Consider the following 24,821-nt stretch of genomic DNA (forward strand, 5'->3'; position numbering starts at 1 on the left):
GGAGGAGCGAAGCGGGGGACATTCGCGAAAAAGAGCACCGTGTCGGCGTGAGCGTCGCCCTGAACAACGCACTTCAAACACAACGCGACAAACAGAAAAGCCAGCCGTCATGCCTTGCGCGACACACCCGCCGCCTCGAAGCTCGCCATCTCGCGCAGGATCAGGCACGCAGATTCGAGCAGCGGCCAGGCCAGCGCACCACCCGAGCCTTCACCCAATCGCAGATCGAGGTTCAGCAACGGCTCCAGTCCCAGCCACTCCAGCAGCAACAAGTGCCCCGGCTCCGCCGAACAATGCGCCGCCACGCAGCGCTGCGCCACGAAAGGCTGCAGCGCCTGCGCCACCAGCACGGCCGCACTGGCGATGAAGCCGTCGACCACGATCACCCGCCGCTCCTGCGCCGCCTGCAACACCGCACCGACCAGCGTGGCGATCTCGAAGCCACCGAAAGCCGCCAGCGCGTCCAGCGGCGCGGTCGCGGATGCATGCAACGCCAGCACCTGACGCAGCACCTCGCGCTTGCGCGCCAGGCCCGCCGCGTCGAGACCGGTGCCGATGCCGATGCAGTCGTTGATGTTCAAACCACCCAGCCGCGACAGCAACAGCGCCGCCGACGAACTGTTGCCGATGCCCATTTCGCCCAGCAGCAAGGCATTGCCCGGCAACGCGCGCACCACCTCGCGGCCGTTGGCGATGGCCTGGGCGCATTGCTCGGGCGTCATCGCCGGGCCGGTGGAGGCATCGGCTGTGCCCGCGGCAATGCGCCGCTGCACCAGCCCCGGCCGGGGCTGGAAGTCGCGCCCCACGCCGCAATCGACCACGGTCAACGCCAGCCCGTGCTGGCGCGCCAGCACGCTGACGGCCGCGCCGCCGGCCAGGAAGTTCTCGACCATCTGCCAGGTCACGTCGCTCGGAAATGCCGACACGCCACGCGCCGCCAGCCCGTGGTCGCCCGCGCACACCAGCATCTGCGGCGCCTTGAACTCGGGGGTTTCGGTGCCTAGGATCAGGCCGATGCGCAGCGCCAGGCCTTCGATCCGGCCGAGCGCGCCCAGCGGCTTGGTCTTGTTGTCGATCGCGCTTTGCAGCCGGGCGGCAAGGGCCGTGTCGACGATGTCGGGAATGGTGGGAATCAGGTCGTTGTTGTCGGTCATGCAATCAGTCCGGCCAGCACGCCGGCGTCGAAGTGGGTGTCGATGAAGTCGGCCAGGCCGTCGAAGGTGGCGTCGAGCGTGGGTGCGGTGGCGCCGAACAGGGCGTGCAATGCGCCAGCATCCTCGAACAGGCCGTGCAGGTAAAGGCCCAGCACGTTGCCGCGCGTGTTCTGCCAGGCCAGGCCTTCAGGCATGACGGGGCGGCCGTCGTTCGCCATCTGGGGATGCGCGGCGGTCTGGCCGTGGTGAATTTCGTAGCCCGCCACCGGCACGCCGGACAGCGCGGCCCAGTCACCGGTCAGCTCGCCGAAGGTGGCGGCGCGGTGGCGCACGGTTTTCTCGCGCTCGAACACCGTCACCAGCGGCAGCAGGCCGAGCCCCGGGGCGTTGCCATCGATGCCGTGGGGGTCGACCAGCGCTTCGCCCAGCATCTGCAGGCCGCCGCAGATGCCGAGCACCGCGCCGCCGCGCTCGGCGTGCGCCGCCACGGCGCGGTCCAGCCCCTGCGCGCGCAGCCAGGCCAGGTCGCCGCTGGTGTGCTTGGAGCCGGGCAGCACGATCCAGTCGGCGCCGGCCACGTCGGCCGGCGTGCGGGCCCAGACCAGGCGCACGCCCGGCACGTTCTTCAGGGCCTGGAATTCGTCGAGGTTGCTGATGCGCGGGTAGGCCACCACTGCCACGGTGCGGGTGACGGTGCCGCTGGCGCGGCTGCGGTCGTCGAACACGCCGTCTTCTTCGGGCAGGCCGTGCTGCCACCACATCGGCAGCGTGGCGACGGTGGGCACGCCGGTCAGCTCCTGCAGTTGCTGCGGCGCGGGGGCCAGCAGCGAGGCGTCGCCGCGAAACTTGTTGAGCACGAAACCCTGCAGCAGTACCCGGTCCGCCTCGGGCAACAGCGCCCAGGTGCCGTACAGGTGGGCAAAGGCGCCGCCACGGTCGATATCGGTCGCCAGCAGGCAGCGGGCCTGGGCATGGCGGGCAATGCGCATGTTGACGATGTCGCTGGCCATCAGGTTGATCTCGGCCGGCGAGCCCGCGCCTTCGATCACGACCACGTCGTTCTCGGCGCGCAGCTCGTCGAGTGCCTGCGCGATCTGCGGCCAGACGCGCTCGCTGCGGCCGCGCCAGGGCAAGGTCGAGAGTTCTTCGTTCACCTGCCCCATCAGCACGACCTGGCTGTGGGTGTCGCGCTCGGGCTTGAGCAGCAGCGGGTTCATGCGCACCTCGGGCACCGCATTGGCGGCCAGGGCCTGGAAATACTGGGCGCTGCCGATCTCGCCGCCATCGACCACGCGGGCGTTGTTGCTCATGTTCTGCGCCTTGAAAGGCGCCACCTTCAGACCCTGCCGGGCATACCAGCGGCACAGGGCCGTGGCCAGCCAGCTCTTGCCGGCACCGCTGGTGGTGCCCAGGACCATGACGCAACGCGCCGGCCCGTTCTTCGCCTTTGAACTCATCGACGAATTGTCGTTGAGCGCCGCGCCCGCGACCGGCCGGCAACGGGGAATGCTGTCGGTGAATCCAAACTCGCCTTTGCCGCGTACACCCGCCACCATCACGCATTGCAACCACGCGACCATGCCTGCCCTGAACGATCTGGCGCTTGCCGTCGAGGAACGCGAACCGGGCCAGTTCTTCTGGACCCTGCTCGAAGCCCTCCACGGCAACGATGCCTCGGAAACACTCGACTACCGGGTCTACCGCGCTGCGGCCAACCCGCAGACCAGTTATTCCAACGCCCTGGCCATGGGCGTGCTGGAGCTGCAAAAAATAAGCGCCGCCGCAGATTCAGCCGGCAACGGCTGAATCTGCGGCGGCGCAAAAGGCCGCATTGCTGCGGCTTTCAGGCTTTCACTCTGAAACTCTGGCGTTCCCTCAGCGGGCGGCAACCGCCTGCGCCGGTGCCGCGGCGGGTGCCGAAGCCACGGCCGCCGGCACTTCCCAGCCGCCGCCGATGGCGCGGATCAACCCGACCGCAGCCTGGTACTGCGCCGACTTCACCTGCAGCGCCTGGCGCCGGTTGCGCAGTTCGCTGCGGCGGGCGTCCAGCAGGTCGAGCTGGCTGATGTAGCCGTTGCGATAGCGCGTGTCCGACAGGCTGGTGGCGCGCTGGGCCGAGGTGACGGCCTGCGCCTGCACCACCGATTGCTCCTGCAGGATGCGGATGGCGGCCAGTTGGTCTTCGACCTCCTGGAAGGCCACCAGCACCTGCGAGCGGTAGCTGGCCAACGCACCGTCGAGCTGCGCATTGGCGCTCTGAACGCCGGCGTCGCGCCGGCCGCCGTCGAAGATCGGCAGCGACAGCAGCGCGCCCACGCCCCACGAGCGGGCCGACCACTTGAACAGGTCGCCGATCTCGGGCGAGGCATAGCCGGCGGCGCCCGTGAGCGAGATGTCCGGGAACCACGCGGCCTGCGCCACGCCGACACGGGCCTGCGCCGCCAGCACCGCGCTCTGCGCGGCCGACACGTCGGGCCGGCGCGTCAGCACCGTGCCGGGCACGCCCGGCGGAATGGACGGCAGCACCGTCGCCCACGCGTCGGTGCGCAGGCCGAAGCTGGAGGCCGAATCGCCCACCAGCACCGCAAGCGCGTGCTCCACCTGGGCGCGCTGGCGGTCGAGCGCCAGTGCGTCGGATTCGGTGGACGACACCTCGGTCTGCACCCGCGCCACATCCAGCTCGGCGATGTCGCCGGCCGCCTCGCGGCGCTGCGACAGGCGCAGCGTGTCGCGGTAGGCCTCGACCTGCTCGCGCACCAGGGCACGTTCGGCATCGAGTGCACGCAGTTGCAGGTAGGTCTGGGCCACCTCGGCCTGTACCGCGAGCCGCGTGCTTTGCAGCAGCGCTTCGCGGCCGGCCGCATCGAGCTTGGCCGCATTGCTGGCGCCCGAGAGGCGGCCGAACAGGTCCAGCTCGTACGAGAAGGTGGCGCCCGCATTGGTCATGGTGGCCGGGCGGGTGCTGGCCGTGGCTTTGTCCAGGCCCGCGCCACGGTTGGCACCGGCGCTCAGGCCGATCTGCGGCAGGCGGTCGGCGTTGACGATGCGCGCCAGCGCGCGGGCCTCGGCCAGCCGCGCGGCTGCGGCCTGGATGTTGTTGTTGTTGACGTCGGCCTTCTCGACCAGGCCATTGAGCACCGGGTCGTTGAACGCCAGCCACCAGGCACCGCGTGCCTGTGCCTCGGAAGGCACAGCCCGCGTGAAGCCGGCGGGCGGCGTGGGGCCCTGCTCCTTGAACTGGGCCGTGGTCGTGATTTCAGGCACGCCCGAAGGCACGGTGGCGCAGCCGGCCAGCACCAGGGCGGCCATCAGCGGCAGCAAGGCAATGCGAAGCGGCCTCACCAGAGGTTGTACTGAGAATTTCATGATCAGCTTTCTTCTCGTTCTCGATCAGTCATGCGAGCCGTGCGAGGGGCGCGGCGAGGCAGGCACCGGATGCAGGCTGCCTCCACCCGAGCCACCTTGCGACGGCGTCACCGGATGGTCGGCCGACACGAAGTCGTCGCCATGCGGCACTTCGCCGTGCAGCTTCAGCGGCCGGTTGCCCGCCAGGCGGCGCAACAGCACGTAGAACACCGGCGTCAGGAACAGGCCGAAGGCCGTCACGCCGATCATTCCGGCGAACACCGCCACGCCCATGGCCTTGCGCATTTCGGAGCCCGCGCCGGTCGACAGCACGAGGGGCAGCACGCCCATCACGAAGGCCAGCGAGGTCATGAGAATCGGGCGCAGGCGCAGGCGGCTGGCTTCGATCGCGGCTTGCACGGGTGTGCGTCCGGCGAACTCCAGCTCCCGTGCAAACTCCACGATCAAAATCGCGTTCTTCGCACTCAGCCCCACCAGCACGATCAGCCCGATCTGCGTGAAGACGTTGTTGTCACCCCCCGATATCCATACGCCCGCCATCGCGGCCATGATGCCCATCGGCACGATCAAGATGATCGCGATCGGCAGCGTCAGGCTTTCGTACTGCGCGGCCAGCACCAGGAACACCAGCAGGATGGCCAGCGGGAACACCAGGAAGGCGGAGTTGCCGGCCAGGATCTCTTGGTACGTCAGCTCGGTCCACTCGAAGCTCACGCCCTTGGGCAGCGTCTCGGCCGCAATCTTCGTGATCGCGTCCTGCGCCTGGCCCGACGAATAGCCCGGTGCCGGGCCGCCGTTGATGTCGGCGGCCAGGTAGCCGTTGTAGCGCATGGCGCGTTCCGGCCCGAAGGTCGAATTGACCTTCATCAGCGCGGACAGCGGCACCATCTCGCCACTCGTGGAGCGCACCTTCAGCAGGCCCACGTCTTCGGCACGGGCGCGGTAAGGCGCATCGGCCTGCACGCGCACGCTGTAGGTGCGGCCGAACTTGTTGAAGTCGTTCGCATACAGGCTGCCCAGGTAGATCTGCATGGTGTCGAAGATGTCCGTCACCGGCACGCCGAGCTGGCGGGCCTTGGTGCGGTCGATGTCCGCATAGAGCTGCGGCACGTTGACCTGCCAGCTCGTGAACATGCCGGCCAGCTCGGGCGCGGCCTGTGCCTTGGCCATGAAGGCCTTCACTGCCGCGTCCATCTGGTCGTAGCCGACCGAGGCACGGTCTTCCAGTTGCAGCTTGAAGCCGCCCGTGGTGCCCAGGCCCGCCACCGGTGGCGGCGGGAACATCACGATGAACGCGTCCTGGATGCCGGCGAAGGCACCGTTCAACTGGCCGGCCACCGCGCCGCCACTTTGATCGGCGCGCTTGCGCTGGTCGAAGGGCTTGAGCGTGGCGAACACGATGCCCGAGTTCGAGCTGTTGGTGAAGCCGTTGATCGACAGGCCCGGGAAGGCGATGGCGTCTTCCACGTTCGGGTTCTTCTTCATGATGTCGCCCATGCGGGTGATCACCTCTTCCGTGCGGTCGAGCGTGGCGCCATCAGGCAGTTGGGCAAAGCCGATCAGGTATTGCTTGTCCTGTGCCGGCACGAAGCCGCCGGGCACCGCCTTGAACAGGCCGAAGGTCACGGCGACGAGCGCCACGTAGACCGCCAGCATCAGCGCCTTGCGCGAGATCACGCGCTTCACGCCGCCGCTGTAGGCTTCCGAGCCGCGATGGAACAGCTTGTTGAAGCCGCGGAACAGCCAGCCGAAGGCCTTGTCCATGCCGCGCGTCAGCGCGTCCTTGGGTTGGTCATGGCCGCGCAGCAGCAGTGCGGCAAGGGCCGGCGACAGCGTGAGCGAGTTGATGGCCGAGATCACCGTCGAGATCGCGATGGTCACCGCGAACTGGCGGTAGAACTGGCCCGTCAGGCCGCTGATGAAAGCCAGCGGAACGAACACGGCCACCAGCACCAGCGCGATCGCGATGATGGGCCCGGACACTTCGCGCATGGCGCGATAGGTCGCTTCACGCGGCGTGAGCCCCGCCTCGATGTTGCGCTCGACGTTCTCCACCACCACGATGGCGTCGTCCACCACGATACCGATGGCCAGCACCAGCCCGAACAGGCTCAGCGCATTGATCGAGAAACCGAGGATGTGCAGCACCGCGAAGGTACCGATCACCGACACCGGCACGGCCAGCAGCGGAATGATCGACGCGCGCCACGTCTGCAGGAACAGGATCACGACCAGCACCACCAGCATGATGGCTTCGAGCAGCGTGTGGATCACCGATTCGATCGATGCACGCACGAACTGCGTCGGGTCATACGCGATGCGGTATTCCAGGCCTTCGGGCATGTTCTTGTTCAGCTCTTCCATCGTCTTGCGGACGTTGGACGAGATGTCGAGCGCATTGGAGCCCGGTGCCTGGAACACGCCCATGCCGACGGCCGGGTCGTTGTTCAGCAGCGAACGCAGCGAGTAGTCGGCGGCGCCCATTTCGAGGCGGCCGATGTCGCGAAGACGCGTGACGGCGCCGTCGGTGCCGCTCTTGACGATGATGTCGCCGAACTCTTCTTCGCTCTGCAGGCGCCCTTGCGCATTGATCGAGAGCTGCATGTCCACGCCCGACAGGCCCGGCGAAGCGCCGACCACACCGGCCGCGGCTTGCACGTTCTGGCCGCGGATGGCAGCCACCACGTCAGAGGCCGAGAGGCCGCGCTGCGCGACCTTCTGCGGGTCGAGCCACACGCGCATCGAGTAGTCGCCGCCGCCGAAGATCTGCACCTGGCCCACGCCTTCGATGCGTGCCAGCGGGTCCTTCACGTTCAGCACCGCGTAGTTGCGCAGGTAGTTGATGTCGTAGCGGTTGTTCGGCGAAACGAGGTGAACCACCATCGTCAGGTCGGGCGCGCTCTTGACAGTCGTGATGCCCAGGCGGCGCACTTCCTCGGGCAGGCGCGGCTCGGCTTGCGAGACGCGGTTCTGCACGAGTTGCTGTGCCTTATCGGGATCGGTGCCGAGGCGGAAGGTGACGGTGAGCGTGAGCACGCCGTCGGTGGTTGCCTGGCTGCCCATGTAGAGCATGCCTTCGACGCCGTTGATCTGCTCTTCGAGCGGGGTGGCAACGGTTTCGGCAATCACCTTCGGATTGGCGCCGGGGTATTGGGCGCGCACCACCACCGAAGGCGGCGCGACTTCCGGGTACTCCGAGATCGGCAGCCCGCGCAGCGCGATCAGGCCGGCTATCAGCATCAATAGCGACAGCACGCCGGCAAAGATCGGCCGGTCGATGAAGAATTTAGAGAGATTCATGTTGGTTCTCCGGCGAGCGCTGGTGCGCTCCCCTCCGGTTTCAGGACTTCGCGGCCTCGGCCACGCGTTCCGGTTGTTGTTGCTTGCTGTCCGCCTTCGCGTCCATGGTCACGGTCTGCGGCACCACCAGCGCACCCGGGCGGATGTGCTGCAGGCCGTTGACCACGATGCGGTCGCCCGCCTTCAGGCCCTTGCTCACGACGCGCAGGCCGTTGATGGAAGCGCCCAGCGCCACTTCGCGGTAGACGGCCTTGTTGTCTTCACCCACGACCATCACGAACTTCTTGTTCTGGTCGGTGCCGATGGCGCGTTCACTCACCAGCAGTGCGGTGTCGTTGCGAGCCTGGCCCATGCGGATGCGGGCGAACTGGCCAGGGATGAGCGAGCCGTCCTTGTTGTCGAACGAGGCCCGCACGCGCACCGTGCCGCTCTTGGCGTCGACCTGGTTGTCGATCAGTTGCAGCTTGCCGGTGTAGGGCGTGCCGTCCAGGCCGGCGGTGCCCATCTGCACGGGAATGGTGTCGATCTGGCCGCGTGCGCTGGAGCCGCTCGGCAGGTCTTTCAGGGCCCGGGTGATGACTTGCTCGTCGGCATCGAAGCTCGCGTAGATCGGGCTGACCGACACCAACGTGGTCAGCACCGGGGCGCCAGGACCGGCCGCCACGAGGTTGCCCACCGTCACTTCGATCTTGCCGATGCGACCCGACACCGGGGCACGCACTTGCGTGTAGCCCAGGCTCAGGCGCGCCGTCAGCAACTGGGCTTGCGCCGCGCGCAGGTTGGCATTGGCTTCGTTGCCGGCGTTTGCGCGCTCGTCGTACTCGCGCTGGGCGATGGCCTTGTCGTCCCACAGGCGCTTGGCACGCTCCTGCTCGCTGCGGCTGAACGACTGCCGGGCCTGTGCCGACGCGACTTGTGCTTCGGCACGCTCGACCTCGGCCGCGTACGGCGCGGGGTCGATGGTGACCAGCAGGTCGCCCTGCTTGACCAGCGCGCCTTCGCGGAAGTGCACCGACTGCACCGCCCCCGCCACGCGGGATCGCACATCGACGCGCTCGACGGCTTCGAGGCGGCCCGAGAACTCGTCCCAGGCATTGATCTCGCTCGACGCCACGGTGGCGACCGACACCGGCGTGCCTTGTTGCGCAGCCACCGGCGCCGTGGCCTCGGCCTTGAAGCTGTGCATGCCCAGCACGGCGGCCGCCACGGCCAGCAATGCGGTCACGCCCGTGACGGCGGGCCACAGGCCCTTGCGGGCAACGGAAGAGAGCTTTTGCTTGTTGTTCGACATGATGGTTCGTCCTTCTCGATGACTTTTTGGATGCAACAGGCCACCCCGGTGCTTTTCGGCACCGGGAGGCGGATTTCGGAAAAAAAGGGGCCCTCGCACGCTGCCGCGCTGGCAGCGTGTCGATCAGGCAGCCTGGTAGGCTGGAACTAGCTAGCTGGGGTGGTTGGGTGCCGCGGGAGGCGGCGTGGTCGCACTGAAGAACTCACGGAAGTGCTGCTGCACGGTGGCCTCACAGGCCACGCAGGCGTTGCTTTCGGTGTCGTACAGCGCCTTCGGCCAATCCCTGGCACTGGGCAGCACGCTGCTCGTGACCTCGATGCCGGCGGCACGCAGGCGGCCAGCGAAGGTCAGCGCCTCGTCGCGCATCGCGTCGTCTGCACCGACCAGCACCAGCGCGGGCGCCAGGGCCGACAGCCGCAACGATCCGCTCGGCACGGCATAGGGGTGCGTGGCGTTCGAGGGGCAGCTGAGGTACTTTTCCCAGCCCGTGGCCCAGCGGCATTCGGGCGCGTCGTTGGTGGCCTTGCGCAGCGAGGCCGTGCCGGCGCACGGATCGAGCATGGGCGACAGCAGGATCTGGCCCGCCACCGGCGGATGTGCTCGGTCGCGCGCAATCAGCGCCACCGCGGCGGCCAGGTTGCCACCGGCTTCTTCGCCGGCCAGGTACACCTGCGCACCCTTGCCGCCGAGCTTGACGCGTTGCTTGTAGAGCCATTCGAGAGCGGCATAGCCCACTTCGATCGGCTCAGGGAACGGCGACTCCGGTGCCAGCGGATACGCCAGCGAGACCACCACCGCGCCCGAGCCGGCCAGCAGCCGTGCCACGTTGCGTCCGTTATCGAGGTTGCCGCAAATGAAGGTGCCACCATGGAAGTGCAGCACCAGCGGCACCGTTTCACCCTTGGCGCGCTGCCCGTACACGCGGGCACCGACCGGCGCGCGGCCTGGCAGCTCGATCGAAAGATCGGCTTCCACGCCTTGCGCCGCTGCGAGAGCAGCAGCTTCGGCGGAGCGGGACGATAAAGCGGGTGACATGGGCGACCTCGGGGGAATGGGCGATGAGTGAAATATAAGGCGCCCTCTGTGACGTTAAACAGGGAACATGCCCCTACTCTGTTTCCAAACGGCTAACAATCGGATGCACGCTGGGCCGGATCGACACCCGGTGTCCATGCCGCAAGGTCTCCCTTCGGGCGGGTCTTAGGGGATTACCCGCTTATGTGAGAATCCGCTCCCCCGGTGTGGGCCGGGTCTCCCAGAACAGGCATTCAATGGATCAAATCCAGGCCATGCGGATCTTTGTCCGCGTCGTGGAAGCCGGCACATTCACCCGGGCCGCCGACTCGCTCGCCCTGCCAAAGGGCACCGTCACCAAGCAGATCCAGGCGCTCGAATCGCGCCTGCGCGTGAAGCTGCTCAACCGCACGACACGCCGTGTCACGGTCACGCCCGACGGCGCGGCCTACTTCGAGCGGGCGGCGCGCCTGCTGAACGACTTCGACGACATGGAAGCCAGCATGACGAATGCGCAGGCCAGCCCCACGGGCCGGTTGCGCATCGACGTGGGCACCTCGGTGGCGCAGCAGATCATCCTGCCCGCCCTGGCCACCTTCTGCGACCGCTACCCCGACATCCAGGTCGACCTGGGCGTGAGCGACCGCACGGTGGACCTGATCAGCGACAACGTCGACTGTGTGATCCGCGCAGGCGAACTCAGCGACCAGTCGCTGGTGGCGCGCCGCATCGGCACGCTGCACTTCGTCACCGTGGCGTCACCGGCGTACATCAAGCGCTATGGTGCGCCGCAGCACCCGAACGACATCGAGAAGCGCCACAGCGTGGTGAGCTACTTCTCGGGCACCACGCGGCGCGTGTACCCGCACGAGTTCCACAAGGGCGACGAGCACATCGAGCTGAACGGCCCCTACCGCGTGTCGGTCAATGAAAGCAACGCCCACATGGCGGCGGTGCTCGGCGGCTTCGGCATTTCGCAGTGCATCACCTTCATGGCCGATCCGCTGCTGGAAAGCGGCGCGCTGGTCGAGGTGCTGTCCGACTGGAGCCGCGAGCCCTTGCCGATCCACGTGGTCTACCCGCCCAACCGCCACCTGAGCGCGAAGGTGCGGGCCTTCGTGGACTGGGCAGCCGAGCTGTTTGCCAAGAATCCGCGGCTGCAGCGCCGCTGACAGCGCGCGCAGGGTGCCTGCCGGGGCGCGCGGTGCCAGTGGCGCCGATCGTGCCGATCGCGCCGGCCTTGCCGGCCATGAGGCCTGCAGCAAATGTTTCACTGCGGGCACCTAAACTCCGGCCGGCGCATGCCGCGGCTTCTCCGAAGACCGCACCTACAAGAACATACATTCCGGCAACCTCATGGACAACCAGTCGAACGGCCAGGCCGACGCGCCCGACCAGACGCACACCCCGCCAGACGAAAGTGCGAGCGAATTCGGCCGCCGAAACCCGATAGAGATCGGCGCCCGGCTGCGCAACCTCGCCAGCGGCAGCGATTTCCTCAGCGTTCAATTCGCAGGCGGCCAGCTCGTGACGCAGCTTCTGGACGTGGACGTGCGCGCGCGCACCTTCATCTTCGACTGGGGCGCGTCGCCCGAGCAGAACCGGGGCCTGCTGGCCGCGCCGCGCTGCCATTTCAGCGCCCAGCCGGACGGCGTGCGCATCGAATTCGCCACCACCTCGCCGCGTGAGACCCGCTACGAAGGCCTGCCCGCGTTCGAGGTCGACTTTCCCGAGGTGTTGGTCTATCTGCAGCGCAGAAAGTACTTCCGCGTCGATACGCCGATCGTCGATGCGTACATGTGCACGGGCCGCCTGCCCAAAGGCGATGCGTTCCGCTTCGAGGTGCACGACCTGTCGCTCGGCGGCGTCGGCATGCGCACCACGGACGAACGCGTGGCCGAACTGCCGATCGGCACGTACCTGCGAAATTGCGAACTGTCGCTCGGCACGCTCGGCCGGCTTTCGCTCGACCTGGAGCTCGTGTCGCACCGCCCCACCGCACTCCCGAACGGCACGCGGCGCCATCAACTGGGTTTCCGTTTCCTGGTGCTGCCGGGCAGCGTTGAAAACCGGCTGCAGCGCCTGATCACGCAGCTCGAGATGAAGAGCAACGCGCTGGTGCGTTGAGATCGCGCGGACCGGCGGTCAGTCCGGAAATCAGTACACCGGCTCGCAGCGCACCTCGGTCTTGACCGAATTGGCGATGAAGCATTCATCGTGCGCCCGGTGGTGCATCTGGTCGATCTGCTCATGCGTCGGGATGTTCTCGCCGGAGAACGTCACCTGCGGCCGCAGCGTGACCACCGTCATCGCCGTCTTGCCTTCGGCGTTTTTCTCCATCACGCCGATGGCCGCATCGAAATAACGGTCGACGATGAACTTGCGCTTCACCGCCATCGTGAGAAACCACAGCATGTGGCAGTTCGACAGCGAGGCGACGAACATCTCTTCCGGATCGACGGCCGACGCATCGGACATCGGCAGCGGCACCACGTGCGGCGACGAAGAGCCCGGCACTTCCGCGCCGCCGTCGAAGCGCAGCGAATGCCTGCGGCTGTAGGTGTTGCCGAGAAAATCCTGCTCGCCCCGCTGCCAGAGGATTTCTGCGGTGTACTGGGCCATGGCATGCGCTCCGTCGTGTGTTGCAAGAGCGCGATTTTGCGCCACGGCGGAGGCCGGCTTCAGAGGTCGATGCGGTAGCGAAACTTGGTCAGGCTGCCCTGGCTCGGCAAGGTGATGAAGGTCTCGACCATCACGCCGCCGTTGGCCAGGATCACCTTCTGCGACGCGAAGTTGTCGGGGCTGGTCGTGACCTCGACCCATTTCAGCCCCTCCCCCGCCGCCAGCGTCAGCATTCCGCCGAGTGCCCGCGTCGCATAGCCCTTGCGCTGCTTCCACGGCACCACGCTGTAGCCGATGTGGCCCAGGCAGTAAGCGGGCAAGGCCTGGGTGCCCGGTTGCCAGCGCAGGTCGATGCTGCCGCAGAACTCGCCGTCCCACATCCAGCATTTGTAGCCGGGCAGCCGCGGCACCAGCGAGCCGTCGGGCATGGTGACGGGCGGGCCCTTGGCGTCGCGGTCCACCAGGCTCGCGAGGAACTGGGTGGCATCGGTTTCGATCTGCGCGCGTTCTTCGGAGCCCGAGCCGGGGCGCGACTCGTCCCGTGCCCAGCCCCGGTTCAGGGCCGACACGTAGCTGTCGAGGCCGGCCTTCGAGGGCCAGACAAGTTTCAACGGTTGGGGAGTGGTGTCGGGGCGCGCCATCTTCTTCAAGCGCCCAGCAGCTTGACGATCAGCGGCACCAGCAAGGCCGTCGCGATGCCGTTCAGCCCCATGGCCAGCGCGGAGAATGCGCCCGCCGTTTCATTGACCTGGATGGCGCGCGCCGTGCCGATGCCATGCGCGGCCATGCCGACCGCGAAGCCGCGCACCGCCGGCTCCTTGATGCGCAGCAGGTTCAACAGACCGGTCGCCATGATCGCGCCTGAAATGCCTGCAATGGCAGCCGCCACGGCCGCAAGCGACGGCAGCCCGCCGATCTTCTCGGCCACGCCCATCGCGATGGGCATGGTGGCCGACTTGGGCGCGAGCGACATGATCAGCTCGTGCGAGCCGCCCAGCATCCACGCAATGCCGATGGCCGACACGATGGCCGCCACCGAGCCCACCAGCAGCGCCACGCCGATCGGCAGCCACAGCCGCCGCAGACGGCCGACCTGGCTGTAGAGCGGCACCGCCAGCGCCACGGTGGCCGGGCCGATCAGGAAGTGCACGAACTTCGCGCCCTCGAAATACGTGTCGTAGGGCGTGCGCGTGACCAGCAGCACACCCACGATGACGATGACCGACACCAGCACCGGATTGACCACCGGGTTGCGCCCGCTGCGGGTGTGCAGCCACAGCGCGCCCAGGTAGGCCAGCAGCGTGAGCGACAGCCACAGCAGCGGCGACTGGGCAAGGAAGACCCAGATTTCGGAGAGCTTGGCCGGCGCGGTCATTCAGCGTCCTTGCCGGTAATGCGGATCATCCAGCGGAAGGTGAGCGCGGTCACGGTCATGGTGAAAGCCGCGCCCACGATGCCGGCCGCAAGGAACGGCAGCCACTCGCGCCCCACCCGCTCGAAATGCAGCATGACACCCGTCACCGCCGGGATGAACAGCAGCATCAGGTTGCGCAGCAGATGGCCCGAGGTGTCGGTCAGCGTCTGCGGCACGCCGCCGCGCACCAGCAGGCCGACGAACAGCAGCAGCATGCCGATCAGCGGACCGGGGATCGGCAGGCTGAGCCACTGCACCAGCAATTCGCCGGCGAGTTGGCAAAGAAAGAGCGTGGTGATGGCGTAGAGCATGTGTGTTGTTCTTCTGGATATCCGTTCGATCGATCAATGGTCGGCGGAAGCGGCCGCGCGTGTCCAGGCTTCTTTCAGGGCCTGCTGGCTCTGCGGCGGGAGCACGCCGATGCGCACATGGCCCGGCAGACCGAAGGAGGCGCAGTCGCGCAGCTTGATGCCGTCGGCGCGCAGCGCTGCGGCCAGCGCGGGATAAGGCCGGTCGGTGCGCGCGCAGAAGAAATTGCCGTCGCTGGGCAGGCAGTGCCAACCCAGTGATTCGCAGATGGCGTGCTGTTCGGCCTTCCACACGCGCAGAGTCTGCAGGCTCTGCGCGAGCCAGGCCTGCGCTTCGTCGCCGGTCCAGGTTTCGAGCAGCGCAACGCCGTGCGTGCCCAGCGGCCACGACGGCGCGAGCCGATCCAAACGTTGCAGCAGCGGTGCGGCGTCTTCGCCATCGGGTGCGATGGCATAGGCGGCGCGGATGCCGGTCAGGCCCATGGCCTTGTTCGGCGTCCATAACTGCCAGACGCGATCGCGTTGCGTCGCATCGAGCGATGCGCGGCCTTCGAGGCGCAGCGGCTCGTACGCCATGTCGAGCACGCAGATGCCGTTGGTGCTTGCTGCATGCTCCACCAGATCGGCCTGCGCCTGTCCCGTGGGACTCGACGGTTCGCAGCACCAGCGAAGCGCTGCGGACGCATGCGATGCCGGCGCGCGCAGCGACTGCAAGCCCCAGGCCTGCGCGGCACGCTCGTAGTCGCCGTAGCTGTGCATCGGCAACCAGACCTGCAAGCCACCGCCTTGCGCAACAGCGGCGCTGATGCGATGGATGAACTCGCTCGCACTCGCCGCGATCACGATGCGTTCGGTGGCCACACCGTGGAAGCGCGCGAGCCTCGCACATAGCGCCGTGTAGCGCGGGTCCGGATAGTGCGCGGCATCAGCGGCGCTGATCGCGACCACGGCAGCAGGGTACGGCCCCACCGCGTTGCCGTTGGTCGAGAAGTCATGCAGTGCGGCACCGCATTCATCGGGACCGCCGTGCACGGCGTTGGCGGTGCGATCTGGCGTCATGCCCACCACCTCCAGCCCGTGGCCGCCACGATCACCAACGACGCCAGAACAGCCGCAGCAAAAACGGCCCGGCCGCCGAGCAGCGCGGTGCGCTGCATGTCGGCGGCGGTCGGCGCGCGGCCTTCGGCATTCAATGCATAGACCCCCGGCTTGGCCAGCCGCACGCCGAGCAGCAAGGCCATCGTCGCCATCGGCCAACCGCTGTTGGGCGATGGCGTGCGGCGCGCTTCGTCGGTCAGGCCCACCGGCCAGCGCCATGCCGCGAGCATGAGCAAATGCGCAGTGAGCCGCGCCGGCAGCCACGAGAGCAGATCGTCCGCGCGTGCGGCCCATTTGCCGAACCATGTCCAATCGCGCCCATTGCGCTCGCCGAGGTAGCCCCACATGGCATCGGCCGTATTGGCGAAACGGTAGAACGCCGCTCCCGGCAAGCCCAGCAGCACGAACCAGAACAGCGGGGCCACCAATGAATCGTTGAGGTTTTCAGCGAGCGATTCGATGGCGCTTTCGCGCACCTCGCGTTCGCTGAGCATGGACACATCGCGGCTCACCAGCCTCGCCAGCTGCTTGCGGCCGGCGTCGAGCGACACGGCCAGCGCGGCGTCGACCGCCAGCACTTCGTCGCGCAGCATGCGCCATGCAAAGAGCGGCTTGAGCAACAGGCCCAGCAGCACGGCCATGACCCACAAGGGAAGCCACGCCATGAGCATCCCTTGCAGCATCATCGCCACGCCGCCGACAGCGGCTGCGCCCACACACCAGGTCAGCGCACCGATGAAGAAAGCCGGCAGATCGATGCGCTTCGCATCTTTCGGCCATGGCGCGACACGCGAGCCGATCCACCCGAGGTACTGCCCCATCCACACGACCGGATGGCAACGCGCGGGCGGCTCCCCGAGCCAGCGGTCGATGGCCAGTGCGAGCCACAGGGCGGCGACGACGGCAAGGGCGTATTCAAGAGTGGCGTGGGGCATGAGAGCCGCCATTCTCGCGAATCAGGCGGGGGCTTTGCCGCGTCGCCACTGCACCCATGCACCGAGCGCCACCAGCAGCGCCGCGCCGAATGCGATCCAGAGGCGGAAGACGAGCGTGTCGGCCGTGGGCGCAGGTGCTGCGTCGGCCGTGGGTTCGAGCTTGAGGCCGGTGACGGGCTGTGTGCTGTCCGGTGCCGGCTCGGCTGTCGGCGTTGTGGGCTCGGGCGCGGGAGCAGGTGCAGCAGATGGCGAAGCGACGACCACGGGCACCACCGGCGCATTCAACTTCGGTGCCACGGGTGCCACGGCCGATGCCAACTCCGCCTGCGCAAACCGCTGCACCGCCGTATTCCGTTCACGCATCCCGGTGGCACGCACCGCTTCCGAATAAGCCAGTGCCAGCTCGTGCCGGGTCTTCGCATCCGGTTTCCAGTAGTCCAGCCGCACCGCATCGAGCATGCGCTCCAGCGTCTGCGCGAAGGCGGCACGGTTGTCACCTTCCAGCCATTCGCGCGTGCCCAGCTTGTATTTGTCGCGCACATAGACCTCATGCAGCGATTGCCATTGGTCCTGCCGCACGGTGCCCGGAGCCGTGACCTGCCAGCCCCACAGGAACTGCGCGGTCTTCAAGACCTGCAGCGTGCCGCTGTAGCCCTCGGCCTTCTGCGCTTCGATCCATTGCGGATGCAGGTAGCGCGTCTGCATCTCGCGTGCGATGGCGCCGGCGGCAGTGTCGGTTCGCACCGCGCTGCCATCGCGCAGGTTCTGCACATAGAGCGCGGGGTCCTTGCCCGTGAGTTGCCGCACGGCCTGCGCGATGCCGCCCAGGTACTGGAACGGGTCGTCGTTGGTCAGCACGCCGTAGAGGTTGGAGCTGCGCGCCATCAGCGCCGCATCGACCTGCATGAGGTTGCCAGCATAGGCGCCAGGGCGCGCCGCGCCGTCGAGGCCCTTGCCGTAGGCGTGCCCCATGCGGTCCATGTAGAGCTGCGCCATCTGCGCGTCGCCACCGCCACGGTTCTGCTTGACCCAGACATCGCTCGCCAGCGCGGCCTCTTCGAGCCCGGCGCCGTAGCTGCCCTGCTCGTTCGAGAACACGCGCGCGGTCGACCAGCGCGTGGCCTCGGCCGGCGTTGCGCCTTCCGCATGCAGCTTGCGTGCCAGCGCCTCGCTGTGCCGTGCGACAGCGTTGCCGGCCTCGGGCAATGCGGCCACCTGCTGCACCGCCTCGTCGAGCCAGCGCATCACGTTCGGAAACTGGTCGCGGTAGGAGCCGGTGACGCTGACCAGCACGTCCATGCGCGGACGGCCCAGCACCTGCGCCGGGATCACGTCGATGCCGGTCATGCGGCCGGCATCGTCCCAGCGCGGCTTCACGCCCATGGCGTAGAAGGCCTGGCTCTCCAGCACGCCCTGATGGCGCGACGCCTCGCCGGCCCAGAGCGTGAAGGCGATCTTTTCGGGTGCCTTGCCGGTGTGGGTCTTCGCGTGCTCGGCAATCCAGGCGTCCATTGCGGCCACGCCGGTCTCCCAGGCCGCACGCGTCGGCACGCGGCTCGGGTCGAACCCGTAGAGGTTGCGGCCGGTCGGCAGGCTGTCGGGGTTGCGCACCGGGTCGCCGCCGTAGCTGGCCTTGAGGTAGCGGCCATCGAGCGCGGTCAGCAGGCCTTCGATTTCCTCGTTGTGCGCGAGCACGCCATCGAGCTTCTGCGCGCGCTGGGCGAGTGCGAGAAGGCGCTGCACATCGGCGAGCGTCTTGCCCATGGCACCGGCTGCTTGCGCATCCGTCAGGGCGAGTTCGACCCAGCGTGCCGGCCGCGAGGCGGCCACGTTCTTCGCGTCGACCAGGAAGGCTTCGTCGATGTCTTCGCCCAAGGCCTCCACCAGCGGCTTGCCGAGGATCTGCAGGATCGTCATGCGACGGCGTTCCGCATCCGGCGCCTGCCCGAAGGTCGCCAGACCCAGCGGCTGCGCGGTTTGCGCCAGTTCATCGAGGTACGGATGCAGCACGGCGATGAAGCCAGCGAAGTCGGCGCGGATCTGTGCTGGCGTCCATTTCAGGTCGCGGTCGAAATGCTGTTCGACGAACTCGCCAGTGAGCTGTCGCTCCATCGCGGTCTTCACCGGGCCAGGCGACAGCGTCTCCCAGTCATGCATGCGCTCGTGCATCGCCTGCACGCCGGGGCGAAAGCCCGCAGGCGCGAACATCGGCGTCGAGTGGCTCACCATCGTCGCGCGGCCCCGGCGCTTGGCGGTGGTGGCCTCGCCGAGGTTGTCCATGATGTACGGGTAGACGTTGGGCAGGTCGCCGAGCGCGAGCAGCGGATCGTCTTGCACCGAGAGACCCCGCTCCTTGCCCGCCGACCATTCGACCGTGCCGTGCGTGCCCACGTGCACGACCGCACTGGCGCCGAACTTCGTGCGCAGCCACAGGTAGGTGGCCAGGTAGCTGTGGCTCAGCGGAATGGCCGAGCGGTGATAGACCTGCTCGGCCTTGCCCGCCACCTGCGTGCCGGGCTCGAAGCGCGGCGGCTGGCGCAGCACGACCACGTTGCCGAACTGCACACGCGGAATCACGAAGGACGGTTCGCCCGCAACCGGGCGCAGCATGGTCGACTTCTCGGGCGGGCCCCAGTAGGTTTCGATGCGGCGCTGCGTATCCGCAGGCAGCGCGCGAAACCACGCGACATAGCGCGACAACGGCAGCGCATCGGCCAGCCCCTTGTCGAGCAGCGGCTGCAGCGAATCGCCCTGCTCCGTCGGGTAGTAGGCCTTCATCGTGGCCTGCACCTGCGCGATGAGTGCATCGGCGCCGGGAATGTCCGTGCGGTAGCCGGCGGACTTCATCGCCGCCAGCATGTTGTTCACGCTGCGCGGCACGTTGAGGAAAGAGGCGCCGAAATTGGCCTCGCCCGGCGGGTAGTTGTAGACCAGCATCGCGACACGGCGGTCCGCCGCGGGCGTGCGCTGCAGGCGCAGCATGGCGGCGGCCTTGTCCGCCACTGCATCGATCTGCGCGGGCAACGGCTGCAGCGTGCCGCTCGCGGCATCGCGGGCGCTCACGAGCATGGGGTCGGTCATGCCGGCGAGTTCGCTCGGGCTGTAGTAGGACGCGATGTCGGTCTGCGCCAACCCGTCCTTGCTCTGCGCCCACTGCGTGGCGTCCATCGCCAGCGATGGCAGCGTCTGCAGGACGGGCACACCGATGCGCTCCAGCTCGGTCTTGCGTTCGTTGGGGCTGAAGACCAGCGAGGCATTGACGATCAGGTCGGCCGCGCGCTTCTCGTCTGCACCCGCGCCATGGGTCATGCGGAAGAACAGGTCCTTCTGCTGGCGTGGACCGTAGAAAGCATAGGCGCGCAGGCCGCGCTGTTCGAGCGAGGCGATCAGGCTGTCGAGCCAGCCGGTGTCGTCGCTGGTCACGGTGGCGCTGTTGATCGCGATAGCGACTGTGCCGCTCGCGCCCGGCAGGCGGTCCAGCGCGACGATGTCGGTTTCGATGCGCGTCCAGCCTGGGTGATAGAGGCCGGCGAGCGGCAATGGCACAGGTGCGGGCAAGCCGGCGAGGTCGCCCACCTGCGCCATCGCCTTCATCGCCGCGCCGAGGTTCGCGGAGCCGGAGAAGCGCCAGTACTCGCGCAAGCGCTGCGCCCACGCGGCATCGACACCGCGCTCGGCCATCAACGGAGGGGCGCTGGAAGCCTGTCCCTTGGCCACGAGCGCGAATTCGCCGACCAGCACGTAGGGCACAGTACTGCGTGAGACCGCATCGCCAAAGCGCGCTGCAGCGGCTTGCGCCACGCTGATGTGCGGTGCGTCGATCACCAGCAGCCGTGCGCCATCAAGTGCGGCAGCCAATGCATCAGGAGAATCCTGCGAGGCCGACACCACCTGCAACGGTAGCCCCGCCTCGCGCGCCGCCGCCTGCAGCCGCACCACGCGCGCCGGAGACACCAGCGACGTGCTGAGCACCACGATGCGCGAAGCAGCAGCCTGCTGGGCCTGGGCTGGCACAAAGAAGCCCAGCCCCACCAACAGGAGCCAGAAGAAGAATCGCGTCACTTCCCGCCCTGCGCAGCAGGCACCGCATCCGCCGGCACGTAAACCATCGTGCCGTCCTTCAGCCGCCACGCGGTGCCGGCCTTCTCGCCATCGCCCTGCCCCGTCGCGCCACTTGCCTTGAAGCGCGTGATCTTCTGGCCTTCGCGCGTGATGATCTCCATGTCCGGCTGACCCTCGTGGCGGATGATGGTCAGCTTGTCCTGCGCGAACGGATTCATCGGATTGTTGATGACCGCGATCATCAGCATGCCGATGACCACCATGAACACGTCGATCAGGTTGATGGTCGACAGCACCGGGTCGTCGTCATCGCTGTCGAGGCTGCTCAATATCGAGAACTGCCGTCTGGTCATGACAGCCGGTCCCGCGCATCGAGCACCGTCACCAGTTCGCGCATCAGCCAGCGCCGGCGCACGGTGTAGACCACGAAGGTGATCGAGGCCGAAGCCAGCGCCACGATCACGCTCGCGAACGCGGGTGCCAGGCTCTGCGCCACGCCTTGCGATTCGCCCGAGGCCACAGCCACCAGCGCCGGCCCCATCGGGATCATCGTGGCGATCAGCCCCAGCATCGGCGCCACGCGGCTGCACAGGCGCACGCCTTCGAGCTGCTTGAGCACCACCAGCTCCATCTGCTCCTGGCTCGCATCGGCATGGCGCTGCAGCGTCAGCACGCGCGCCGGGTCGCGGCGGCGCTGCAGGTACTCGATGCCGAAGGCGCCGAGGCAATACACCGCATAGACAAAAGACAGCAGCACCCCAAGCGTCACGGGCCAGAGGAACAGGCGCGCAAGCTCGAACAGAACGGTATCGAAGGCCAGCATCAGATGGGCTCCACAGGCGATGGGTTGGTGGATGGACCCTCGGCAAACAGGTCCGAAGCCCGGCCCCAGCATTCATCGAACACCAGCGCCGACAGCGGCTCGCGCCGGGCCCAGCGTTCGCGCTGCAGCATCGGCTCTTCGTAGAAATCGTGCACCGGGCCCAGGCACAGCAAGGCGATGGGCTCGGCGCCGTCCGGCAGGCCGAGCAGCACCGACACCTCGGCCGGATCGAACAGCGACACCCAGCCCATGCCCAACCCTTCGGCGCGCGCCGCGAGCCAGAGGTTCTGGATGGCGCAGGAGGCCGAGGCCAGGTCCATCTGCGGCAGAGTGCGGCGACCGAACACGTGCTTTTCGCGGCCATCGGCCAGCGTCACCACCAGCAGTTCGGCCGCATCGAGCAGGCCTTGCACCTTCAGGCGCATGAACTCGTCTTCGCGCTGCCCGAGCGCACGGGCCGTGAGCACGCGTTCGCGCTCGACGGTGTCGTGCAGGCTTTGCCGCAACCCCTGGCCGCGCACGCGGATGAAGCGCCACGGCTGCATGAACCCGACGCTGGGCGCGTGGTGTGCGGCTTCGAGCAAACGACGCAGCACATCGGGCGCAACCTCTCCAGCCGCGAAGTGCCGCATGTCGCGCCGTTCGTGGATGGCGCGGTAGACCGCCTCCACCTCACCGGCTGCAAATGCTTGCGCCATCGGGCTCAGTCCTCGATACCGCGCTGCGCAGGAATACCGGCCTTGAACGCATGCTTGACCATGGTCATCTCGGTCACGGTGTCGGCCAGCTCGATGATCTCGGGCGGGCAGCGGCGGCCGGTCAGCACCACGTGCACGTGCTTGGGCCGCGCGCGCAGCGTTTCGAGCACGCCTTCGAGCGGCAGCCAGCCGTAGATGAGCGGATAGGTGATCTCGTCGAGCACGACGAGGAAGAACTCGCCCGAGAGGATCGCCGCCTTGGCTTTTTCCCAGCCGTCGCGCGCGAGCTGGCCGGAGCGTTCGAGGTCCTGGCTCTTCCAACTGAAGCCGTCTCCGAGCCCTTCGATCGGAATACCGATCTGCTCGAACATGCGGTGCTCGCCGAAGCGCGCCGAGGGCACCTTCATGAACTGGTAGATCTTCACGGCCTTGCCACGTCCGTGGGCGCGCAGCGCCAAGCCGAAGGCAGCGGTGCTCTTGCCCTTGCCGTCACCGGTGTTGACGATGACGATGCCACGGCGTTCACCTTCGGGCTTCTCGTACGGCTTTTCGCTGGGAGGGGTTTCTATTTGCATCGGATTTCCAATTCTGTTGCGCTGGCTGGCGTTGCGCTTTGAGTCGCTTCTTGTGTTCTTTGGGCTTTGGTTTGGGAGCACTGCTGTTCAGGGCGCGTGCGAATGACACCAGGTGCTCCCCTCCGCGAATGTCCCCCGCTTCGCTCCTCCTTTATTTCGCTGCGGGGAGCACCTGGCGTCATTCGCACAGGGGCACGCTGCTATTGATCTCGCGATTAACGACCGCTCCGTCCAACGCTCACGTCGATACGGGGCTCTTTTTCGCGAAATAAAGGAGGAGCGAAGCGGGGGACATTCGCGAAAAAGAGCACCGTGTCGGCGTGAGTGCCGCCCTGAACAGCAGCAGCGCCCTCTTCGTACACCGCTGTTCATAGCGGCAACGCAATCCATTGGTCCGCGACCCGATGCACCCGGATACGGTGGTCGAACACCTTCTCCAGCGCCGCATGGGTGACCGGGTCTCCACAGCCTCCGTGATGCACAACACGCCCGTGGTTCATGACGACCAGTTCGTCCGCAGCCAACGCCATCGGCAATTCGTGCAACACGCTCACCACCGTCTTGCCTTCGGCGACGAGCGCGCGGGCCGTCTGCATCCAGTCGGCCTGATGCGGCGGGTCGAGGTTGGCCAGCGGCTCGTCCATCAACAGCAACTCGGCCTCGACCGCGAGTGCGCGCGCCAACAACACGCGTTGTCGCTCGCCGCCCGAAAGCTGACCCAGCGGACGGTCGCGCCAGTCCCAGGCCTGGGTGCTGCGCAGGGCGCGTTCCACGGCCTCGCGGTCGGCCGCGCTCGGGGCGGCCAACCAACGCTGGTGCGGCAGGCGGCCGAGCATGGCGATGTCGTAGACCATCAGGTCGTCGGCACTGCCCTCGCCCGTGCCGCTCTGGCCGAGCCACGAGAGGCGCTGGGCGCGAACACGGGCCGGAATTTTTCCTTGTGCTTCACCGAACAACCGCACCTCGCCACCGTGCGGCAGCAGGCCGGCGAGCGCCTTGAGCAACGTCGACTTGCCCGCGCCGTTCGGCCCGACGATGCTGGTCCAGCGCGCGGAAGAAAGCCTCAGGTCGATGCCGTGCAGCACTTCGGTCGTGCCGAGGGTAGCGCTCACGGTACGGGCTTCGAGGGCCGGAACGAGGTCGTTGTCGCTCATGCCAGGCCACCTCTTGCGCTGCGGCGATGCATCAGCCACAGCAGGTAGCTGCCGCCGAGCACGGCGGTGAGCACGCCCACGGGCAGCTCTTGCGGGGCGATCAGCCAGCGTGCCAGCAGGTCGGCCGCCATCAGCAGCAAGCCGCCCATCAGCGCCGACAACAGGATCAGCCGCGCATGCGTGGTCTTGACGATCGAGCGCACGAGATGCGGCGCCGCCAGCCCAACGAAAGCGATCAGGCCCGTCTGCGCCACCGCCGCGCCGGTGGCCAATGCCAGCACCACCACGAGAGCGGCGCGCATCCCGCCCAGCGGCAGGCCGAGACTGCGCGCGGTGGCCTCGCCGAGCGCCAGCCCGTCGAGCACCGGTGCCAGCGCCCAGCCCAGCAACACGCAGACCACACCGACCATGGCCATCACGGCACAGGCGCTCCAGCCGACCAGCCCGGTGCTGCCGAGCACGAAGCCCTGGATGGCCTGCAGGATGTCGGCCGACGCGATGGTGATCAGGTCTTTCGCGGCGCCGAGCACCACGCCGACGATCACGCCGGCCAGCAACAGGCGCAGCGTCTGCTGCACGCCGCTCGCCAGCATCAGCGTGAGCATCACCGCGAGCACCGCGCCGATGAAGGCGGCGCCGGTGAGGCCGAGCCGCATCACCCATTGCATGCTCGCGGCCGAGCCGCCGAACATCAGCAGCGCCACCGCCACGCCGAGCGATGCGCCCGAGGCGCTGCCCAGCAGGTACGGGTCGGCCAGCGGGTTGCGGAACAGCCCCTGCGCCACCGCGCCCGCCAACCCGAGCAGCGCACCGGCAAGCCACGCGCCGAGCGTGCGCGGCAGGCGGATGTCCCACACGATCTGCAGCGCCACCGGATCGTGCCGCGCCGACAGCAGACTCTCGAAGCCGGTGCTGCCGATGCCCAGGCCGAACAGCAGCAGCGCGGCGCCCAGCACCAGCAGGCCGACGCCGAGCAGAAGCACGCGACGCAGGTGTGCGGTTTGCAT

At 67.8% G+C, this 24,821-nt stretch carries 22 protein-coding genes; 3 read left to right on the top strand and 19 right to left on the bottom strand.

Features of this window, described 5'->3' with window-relative positions; translation table 11 throughout:
• Window positions 1–107: 107 nt before the first annotated feature.
• Complete coding sequence (gene cobT / locus ACSFB7_RS12740; RefSeq protein WP_435470556.1) at window positions 108–1,154, bottom strand: nicotinate-nucleotide--dimethylbenzimidazole phosphoribosyltransferase; 1,047 nt, start codon at window positions 1,152–1,154, stop codon at window positions 108–110.
• On the bottom strand, window positions 1,151–2,611 hold the full coding sequence (locus ACSFB7_RS12745; protein WP_435470558.1) for a cobyric acid synthase: 1,461 nt from the start codon (window positions 2,609–2,611) through the stop codon (window positions 1,151–1,153). The genes cobT and ACSFB7_RS12745 overlap by 4 nt, the downstream gene beginning before the upstream one ends.
• On the opposite strand from ACSFB7_RS12745, the gene ACSFB7_RS12750 reads away from it, so the two are divergent.
• Window positions 2,571–2,960 carry a hypothetical protein gene (locus ACSFB7_RS12750; protein WP_435470560.1) on the top strand — a complete coding sequence of 130 codons (390 nt, stop codon included), beginning with the start codon at window positions 2,571–2,573 and terminating at the stop codon, window positions 2,958–2,960. The two genes, ACSFB7_RS12745 and ACSFB7_RS12750, sit on opposite strands and share 41 nt — an antisense overlap.
• 69 nt (window positions 2,961–3,029) lie before the next feature.
• Here the strand turns inward: ACSFB7_RS12750 and ACSFB7_RS12755 are convergent, their stop codons facing one another.
• The 4 genes from ACSFB7_RS12755 to ACSFB7_RS12770 form a co-directional block, all read right to left on the bottom strand.
• Entirely contained in the window at window positions 3,030–4,520 is a 1,491-nt protein-coding gene (locus ACSFB7_RS12755) for an efflux transporter outer membrane subunit (protein ID WP_435470562.1), read from the bottom strand.
• Window positions 4,521–4,544: 24 nt separating this feature from the next.
• Window positions 4,545–7,820, bottom strand: a complete 3,276-nt coding sequence (locus ACSFB7_RS12760; protein WP_435470564.1) for an efflux RND transporter permease subunit — start codon at window positions 7,818–7,820, stop codon at window positions 4,545–4,547.
• Window positions 7,821–7,860: 40 nt separating this feature from the next.
• A complete protein-coding gene (locus tag ACSFB7_RS12765) occupies window positions 7,861–9,111 on the bottom strand; it encodes an efflux RND transporter periplasmic adaptor subunit (RefSeq protein ID WP_435470566.1) in 1,251 nt (416 codons plus the stop codon).
• A 150-nt stretch (window positions 9,112–9,261) separates the two neighbouring features.
• Window positions 9,262–10,146 (bottom strand): alpha/beta hydrolase, encoded by an 885-nt coding sequence (locus ACSFB7_RS12770; RefSeq protein ID WP_435470568.1) that lies wholly within the window; start codon window positions 10,144–10,146, stop codon window positions 9,262–9,264.
• A gap of 236 nt (window positions 10,147–10,382) precedes the next feature.
• On the opposite strand from ACSFB7_RS12770, the gene ACSFB7_RS12775 reads away from it, so the two are divergent.
• On the top strand, window positions 10,383–11,297 hold the full coding sequence (locus tag ACSFB7_RS12775; protein WP_435470570.1) for a LysR family transcriptional regulator: 915 nt from the start codon (window positions 10,383–10,385) through the stop codon (window positions 11,295–11,297).
• 184 nt (window positions 11,298–11,481) lie between these two features.
• Window positions 11,482–12,252: a flagellar brake protein gene (locus ACSFB7_RS12780; RefSeq protein ID WP_435470572.1), complete on the top strand. Its 771-nt coding sequence runs from the start codon at window positions 11,482–11,484 to the stop codon at window positions 12,250–12,252.
• A gap of 30 nt (window positions 12,253–12,282) precedes the next feature.
• Here ACSFB7_RS12780 and ACSFB7_RS12785 read toward each other — a convergent pair whose 3' ends face one another.
• The 13 genes from ACSFB7_RS12785 to ACSFB7_RS12845 all read right to left on the bottom strand — a co-directional run bounded on the left by ACSFB7_RS12785 (window position 12,283) and on the right by ACSFB7_RS12845 (window position 24,821).
• Window positions 12,283–12,747, bottom strand: coding sequence for an OsmC family protein (locus tag ACSFB7_RS12785; protein WP_187110665.1), 465 nt, complete (start codon window positions 12,745–12,747; stop codon window positions 12,283–12,285).
• Window positions 12,748–12,806: 59 nt separating this feature from the next.
• Window positions 12,807–13,358 (bottom strand): GNAT family N-acetyltransferase, encoded by a 552-nt coding sequence (locus ACSFB7_RS12790; protein ID WP_435470575.1) that lies wholly within the window; start codon window positions 13,356–13,358, stop codon window positions 12,807–12,809.
• A gap of 35 nt (window positions 13,359–13,393) precedes the next feature.
• Window positions 13,394–14,122 carry an LrgB family protein gene (locus ACSFB7_RS12795; RefSeq protein WP_435470577.1) on the bottom strand — a complete coding sequence of 243 codons (729 nt, stop codon included), beginning with the start codon at window positions 14,120–14,122 and terminating at the stop codon, window positions 13,394–13,396.
• Window positions 14,119–14,472 carry a CidA/LrgA family protein gene (locus ACSFB7_RS12800; protein WP_187110667.1) on the bottom strand — a complete coding sequence of 118 codons (354 nt, stop codon included), beginning with the start codon at window positions 14,470–14,472 and terminating at the stop codon, window positions 14,119–14,121. The genes ACSFB7_RS12795 and ACSFB7_RS12800 overlap by 4 nt, the downstream gene beginning before the upstream one ends.
• 33 nt (window positions 14,473–14,505) lie before the next feature.
• Window positions 14,506–15,528: a pyridoxal phosphate-dependent aminotransferase gene (locus ACSFB7_RS12805; protein ID WP_435470579.1), complete on the bottom strand. Its 1,023-nt coding sequence runs from the start codon at window positions 15,526–15,528 to the stop codon at window positions 14,506–14,508.
• Window positions 15,525–16,502, bottom strand: a complete 978-nt coding sequence (gene cbiB / locus ACSFB7_RS12810; RefSeq protein ID WP_435470581.1) for an adenosylcobinamide-phosphate synthase CbiB — start codon at window positions 16,500–16,502, stop codon at window positions 15,525–15,527. Before cbiB ends, ACSFB7_RS12805 begins: the two co-directional genes overlap by 4 nt.
• A 21-nt stretch (window positions 16,503–16,523) precedes the next feature.
• Window positions 16,524–20,564 (bottom strand): cobaltochelatase subunit CobN, encoded by a 4,041-nt coding sequence (cobN, locus tag ACSFB7_RS12815; RefSeq protein ID WP_435470583.1) that lies wholly within the window; start codon window positions 20,562–20,564, stop codon window positions 16,524–16,526.
• Entirely contained in the window at window positions 20,561–20,917 is a 357-nt protein-coding gene (locus ACSFB7_RS12820; protein ID WP_435470584.1) for a DUF2149 domain-containing protein, read from the bottom strand. Before ACSFB7_RS12820 ends, cobN begins: the two co-directional genes overlap by 4 nt.
• Window positions 20,914–21,387, bottom strand: coding sequence for a MotA/TolQ/ExbB proton channel family protein (locus ACSFB7_RS12825; protein ID WP_093241296.1), 474 nt, complete (start codon window positions 21,385–21,387; stop codon window positions 20,914–20,916). The genes ACSFB7_RS12820 and ACSFB7_RS12825 overlap by 4 nt, the downstream gene beginning before the upstream one ends.
• The gene (gene bluB, locus ACSFB7_RS12830; protein ID WP_435470587.1) at window positions 21,387–22,085 is read right to left on the bottom strand and encodes a 5,6-dimethylbenzimidazole synthase; all 699 of its coding nucleotides are present in this window, start codon (window positions 22,083–22,085) and stop codon (window positions 21,387–21,389) included. Before bluB ends, ACSFB7_RS12825 begins: the two co-directional genes overlap by 1 nt.
• Before the next feature lie 5 nt (window positions 22,086–22,090).
• Window positions 22,091–22,660, bottom strand: a complete 570-nt coding sequence (gene cobO / locus ACSFB7_RS12835; RefSeq protein ID WP_187110673.1) for a cob(I)yrinic acid a,c-diamide adenosyltransferase — start codon at window positions 22,658–22,660, stop codon at window positions 22,091–22,093.
• A gap of 368 nt (window positions 22,661–23,028) precedes the next feature.
• Window positions 23,029–23,814, bottom strand: a complete 786-nt coding sequence (locus ACSFB7_RS12840; RefSeq protein ID WP_435470589.1) for an ABC transporter ATP-binding protein — start codon at window positions 23,812–23,814, stop codon at window positions 23,029–23,031.
• Window positions 23,811–24,821: a FecCD family ABC transporter permease gene (locus ACSFB7_RS12845; RefSeq protein ID WP_435470591.1), complete on the bottom strand. Its 1,011-nt coding sequence runs from the start codon at window positions 24,819–24,821 to the stop codon at window positions 23,811–23,813. Before ACSFB7_RS12845 ends, ACSFB7_RS12840 begins: the two co-directional genes overlap by 4 nt.

It is taken from the genome of Variovorax raffinosi (assembly GCF_051216615.1).
Classification (GTDB): Bacteria; Pseudomonadota; Gammaproteobacteria; order Burkholderiales; family Burkholderiaceae_C; genus Variovorax.

Coding starts and splice junctions, on each gene's coding strand:
- ACSFB7_RS12785 (WP_187110665.1), bottom strand. CDS start 12,747: ATGGCCCAGTACACCGCAGAAATCCTCTGGCAGCGGGGCGAGCAGGAT.
- cobT (WP_435470556.1), bottom strand. CDS start 1,154: ATGACCGACAACAACGACCTGATTCCCACCATTCCCGACATCGTCGAC.
- ACSFB7_RS12750 (WP_435470560.1), top strand. CDS start 2,571: ATGACGCAACGCGCCGGCCCGTTCTTCGCCTTTGAACTCATCGACGAA.
- ACSFB7_RS12795 (WP_435470577.1), bottom strand. CDS start 14,122: ATGACCGCGCCGGCCAAGCTCTCCGAAATCTGGGTCTTCCTTGCCCAG.
- ACSFB7_RS12825 (WP_093241296.1), bottom strand. CDS start 21,387: ATGCTGGCCTTCGATACCGTTCTGTTCGAGCTTGCGCGCCTGTTCCTC.
- bluB (WP_435470587.1), bottom strand. CDS start 22,085: ATGGCGCAAGCATTTGCAGCCGGTGAGGTGGAGGCGGTCTACCGCGCC.
- ACSFB7_RS12780 (WP_435470572.1), top strand. CDS start 11,482: ATGGACAACCAGTCGAACGGCCAGGCCGACGCGCCCGACCAGACGCAC.
- ACSFB7_RS12775 (WP_435470570.1), top strand. CDS start 10,383: ATGGATCAAATCCAGGCCATGCGGATCTTTGTCCGCGTCGTGGAAGCC.
- ACSFB7_RS12820 (WP_435470584.1), bottom strand. CDS start 20,917: ATGACCAGACGGCAGTTCTCGATATTGAGCAGCCTCGACAGCGATGAC.
- ACSFB7_RS12800 (WP_187110667.1), bottom strand. CDS start 14,472: ATGCTCTACGCCATCACCACGCTCTTTCTTTGCCAACTCGCCGGCGAA.
- cbiB (WP_435470581.1), bottom strand. CDS start 16,502: ATGCCCCACGCCACTCTTGAATACGCCCTTGCCGTCGTCGCCGCCCTG.
- ACSFB7_RS12765 (WP_435470566.1), bottom strand. CDS start 9,111: ATGTCGAACAACAAGCAAAAGCTCTCTTCCGTTGCCCGCAAGGGCCTG.
- ACSFB7_RS12745 (WP_435470558.1), bottom strand. CDS start 2,611: ATGAGTTCAAAGGCGAAGAACGGGCCGGCGCGTTGCGTCATGGTCCTG.
- ACSFB7_RS12770 (WP_435470568.1), bottom strand. CDS start 10,146: ATGTCACCCGCTTTATCGTCCCGCTCCGCCGAAGCTGCTGCTCTCGCA.
- ACSFB7_RS12805 (WP_435470579.1), bottom strand. CDS start 15,528: ATGACGCCAGATCGCACCGCCAACGCCGTGCACGGCGGTCCCGATGAA.
- ACSFB7_RS12760 (WP_435470564.1), bottom strand. CDS start 7,820: ATGAATCTCTCTAAATTCTTCATCGACCGGCCGATCTTTGCCGGCGTG.
- ACSFB7_RS12840 (WP_435470589.1), bottom strand. CDS start 23,814: ATGAGCGACAACGACCTCGTTCCGGCCCTCGAAGCCCGTACCGTGAGC.
- cobO (WP_187110673.1), bottom strand. CDS start 22,660: ATGCAAATAGAAACCCCTCCCAGCGAAAAGCCGTACGAGAAGCCCGAA.
- ACSFB7_RS12755 (WP_435470562.1), bottom strand. CDS start 4,520: ATGAAATTCTCAGTACAACCTCTGGTGAGGCCGCTTCGCATTGCCTTG.
- ACSFB7_RS12845 (WP_435470591.1), bottom strand. CDS start 24,821: ATGCAAACCGCACACCTGCGTCGCGTGCTTCTGCTCGGCGTCGGCCTG.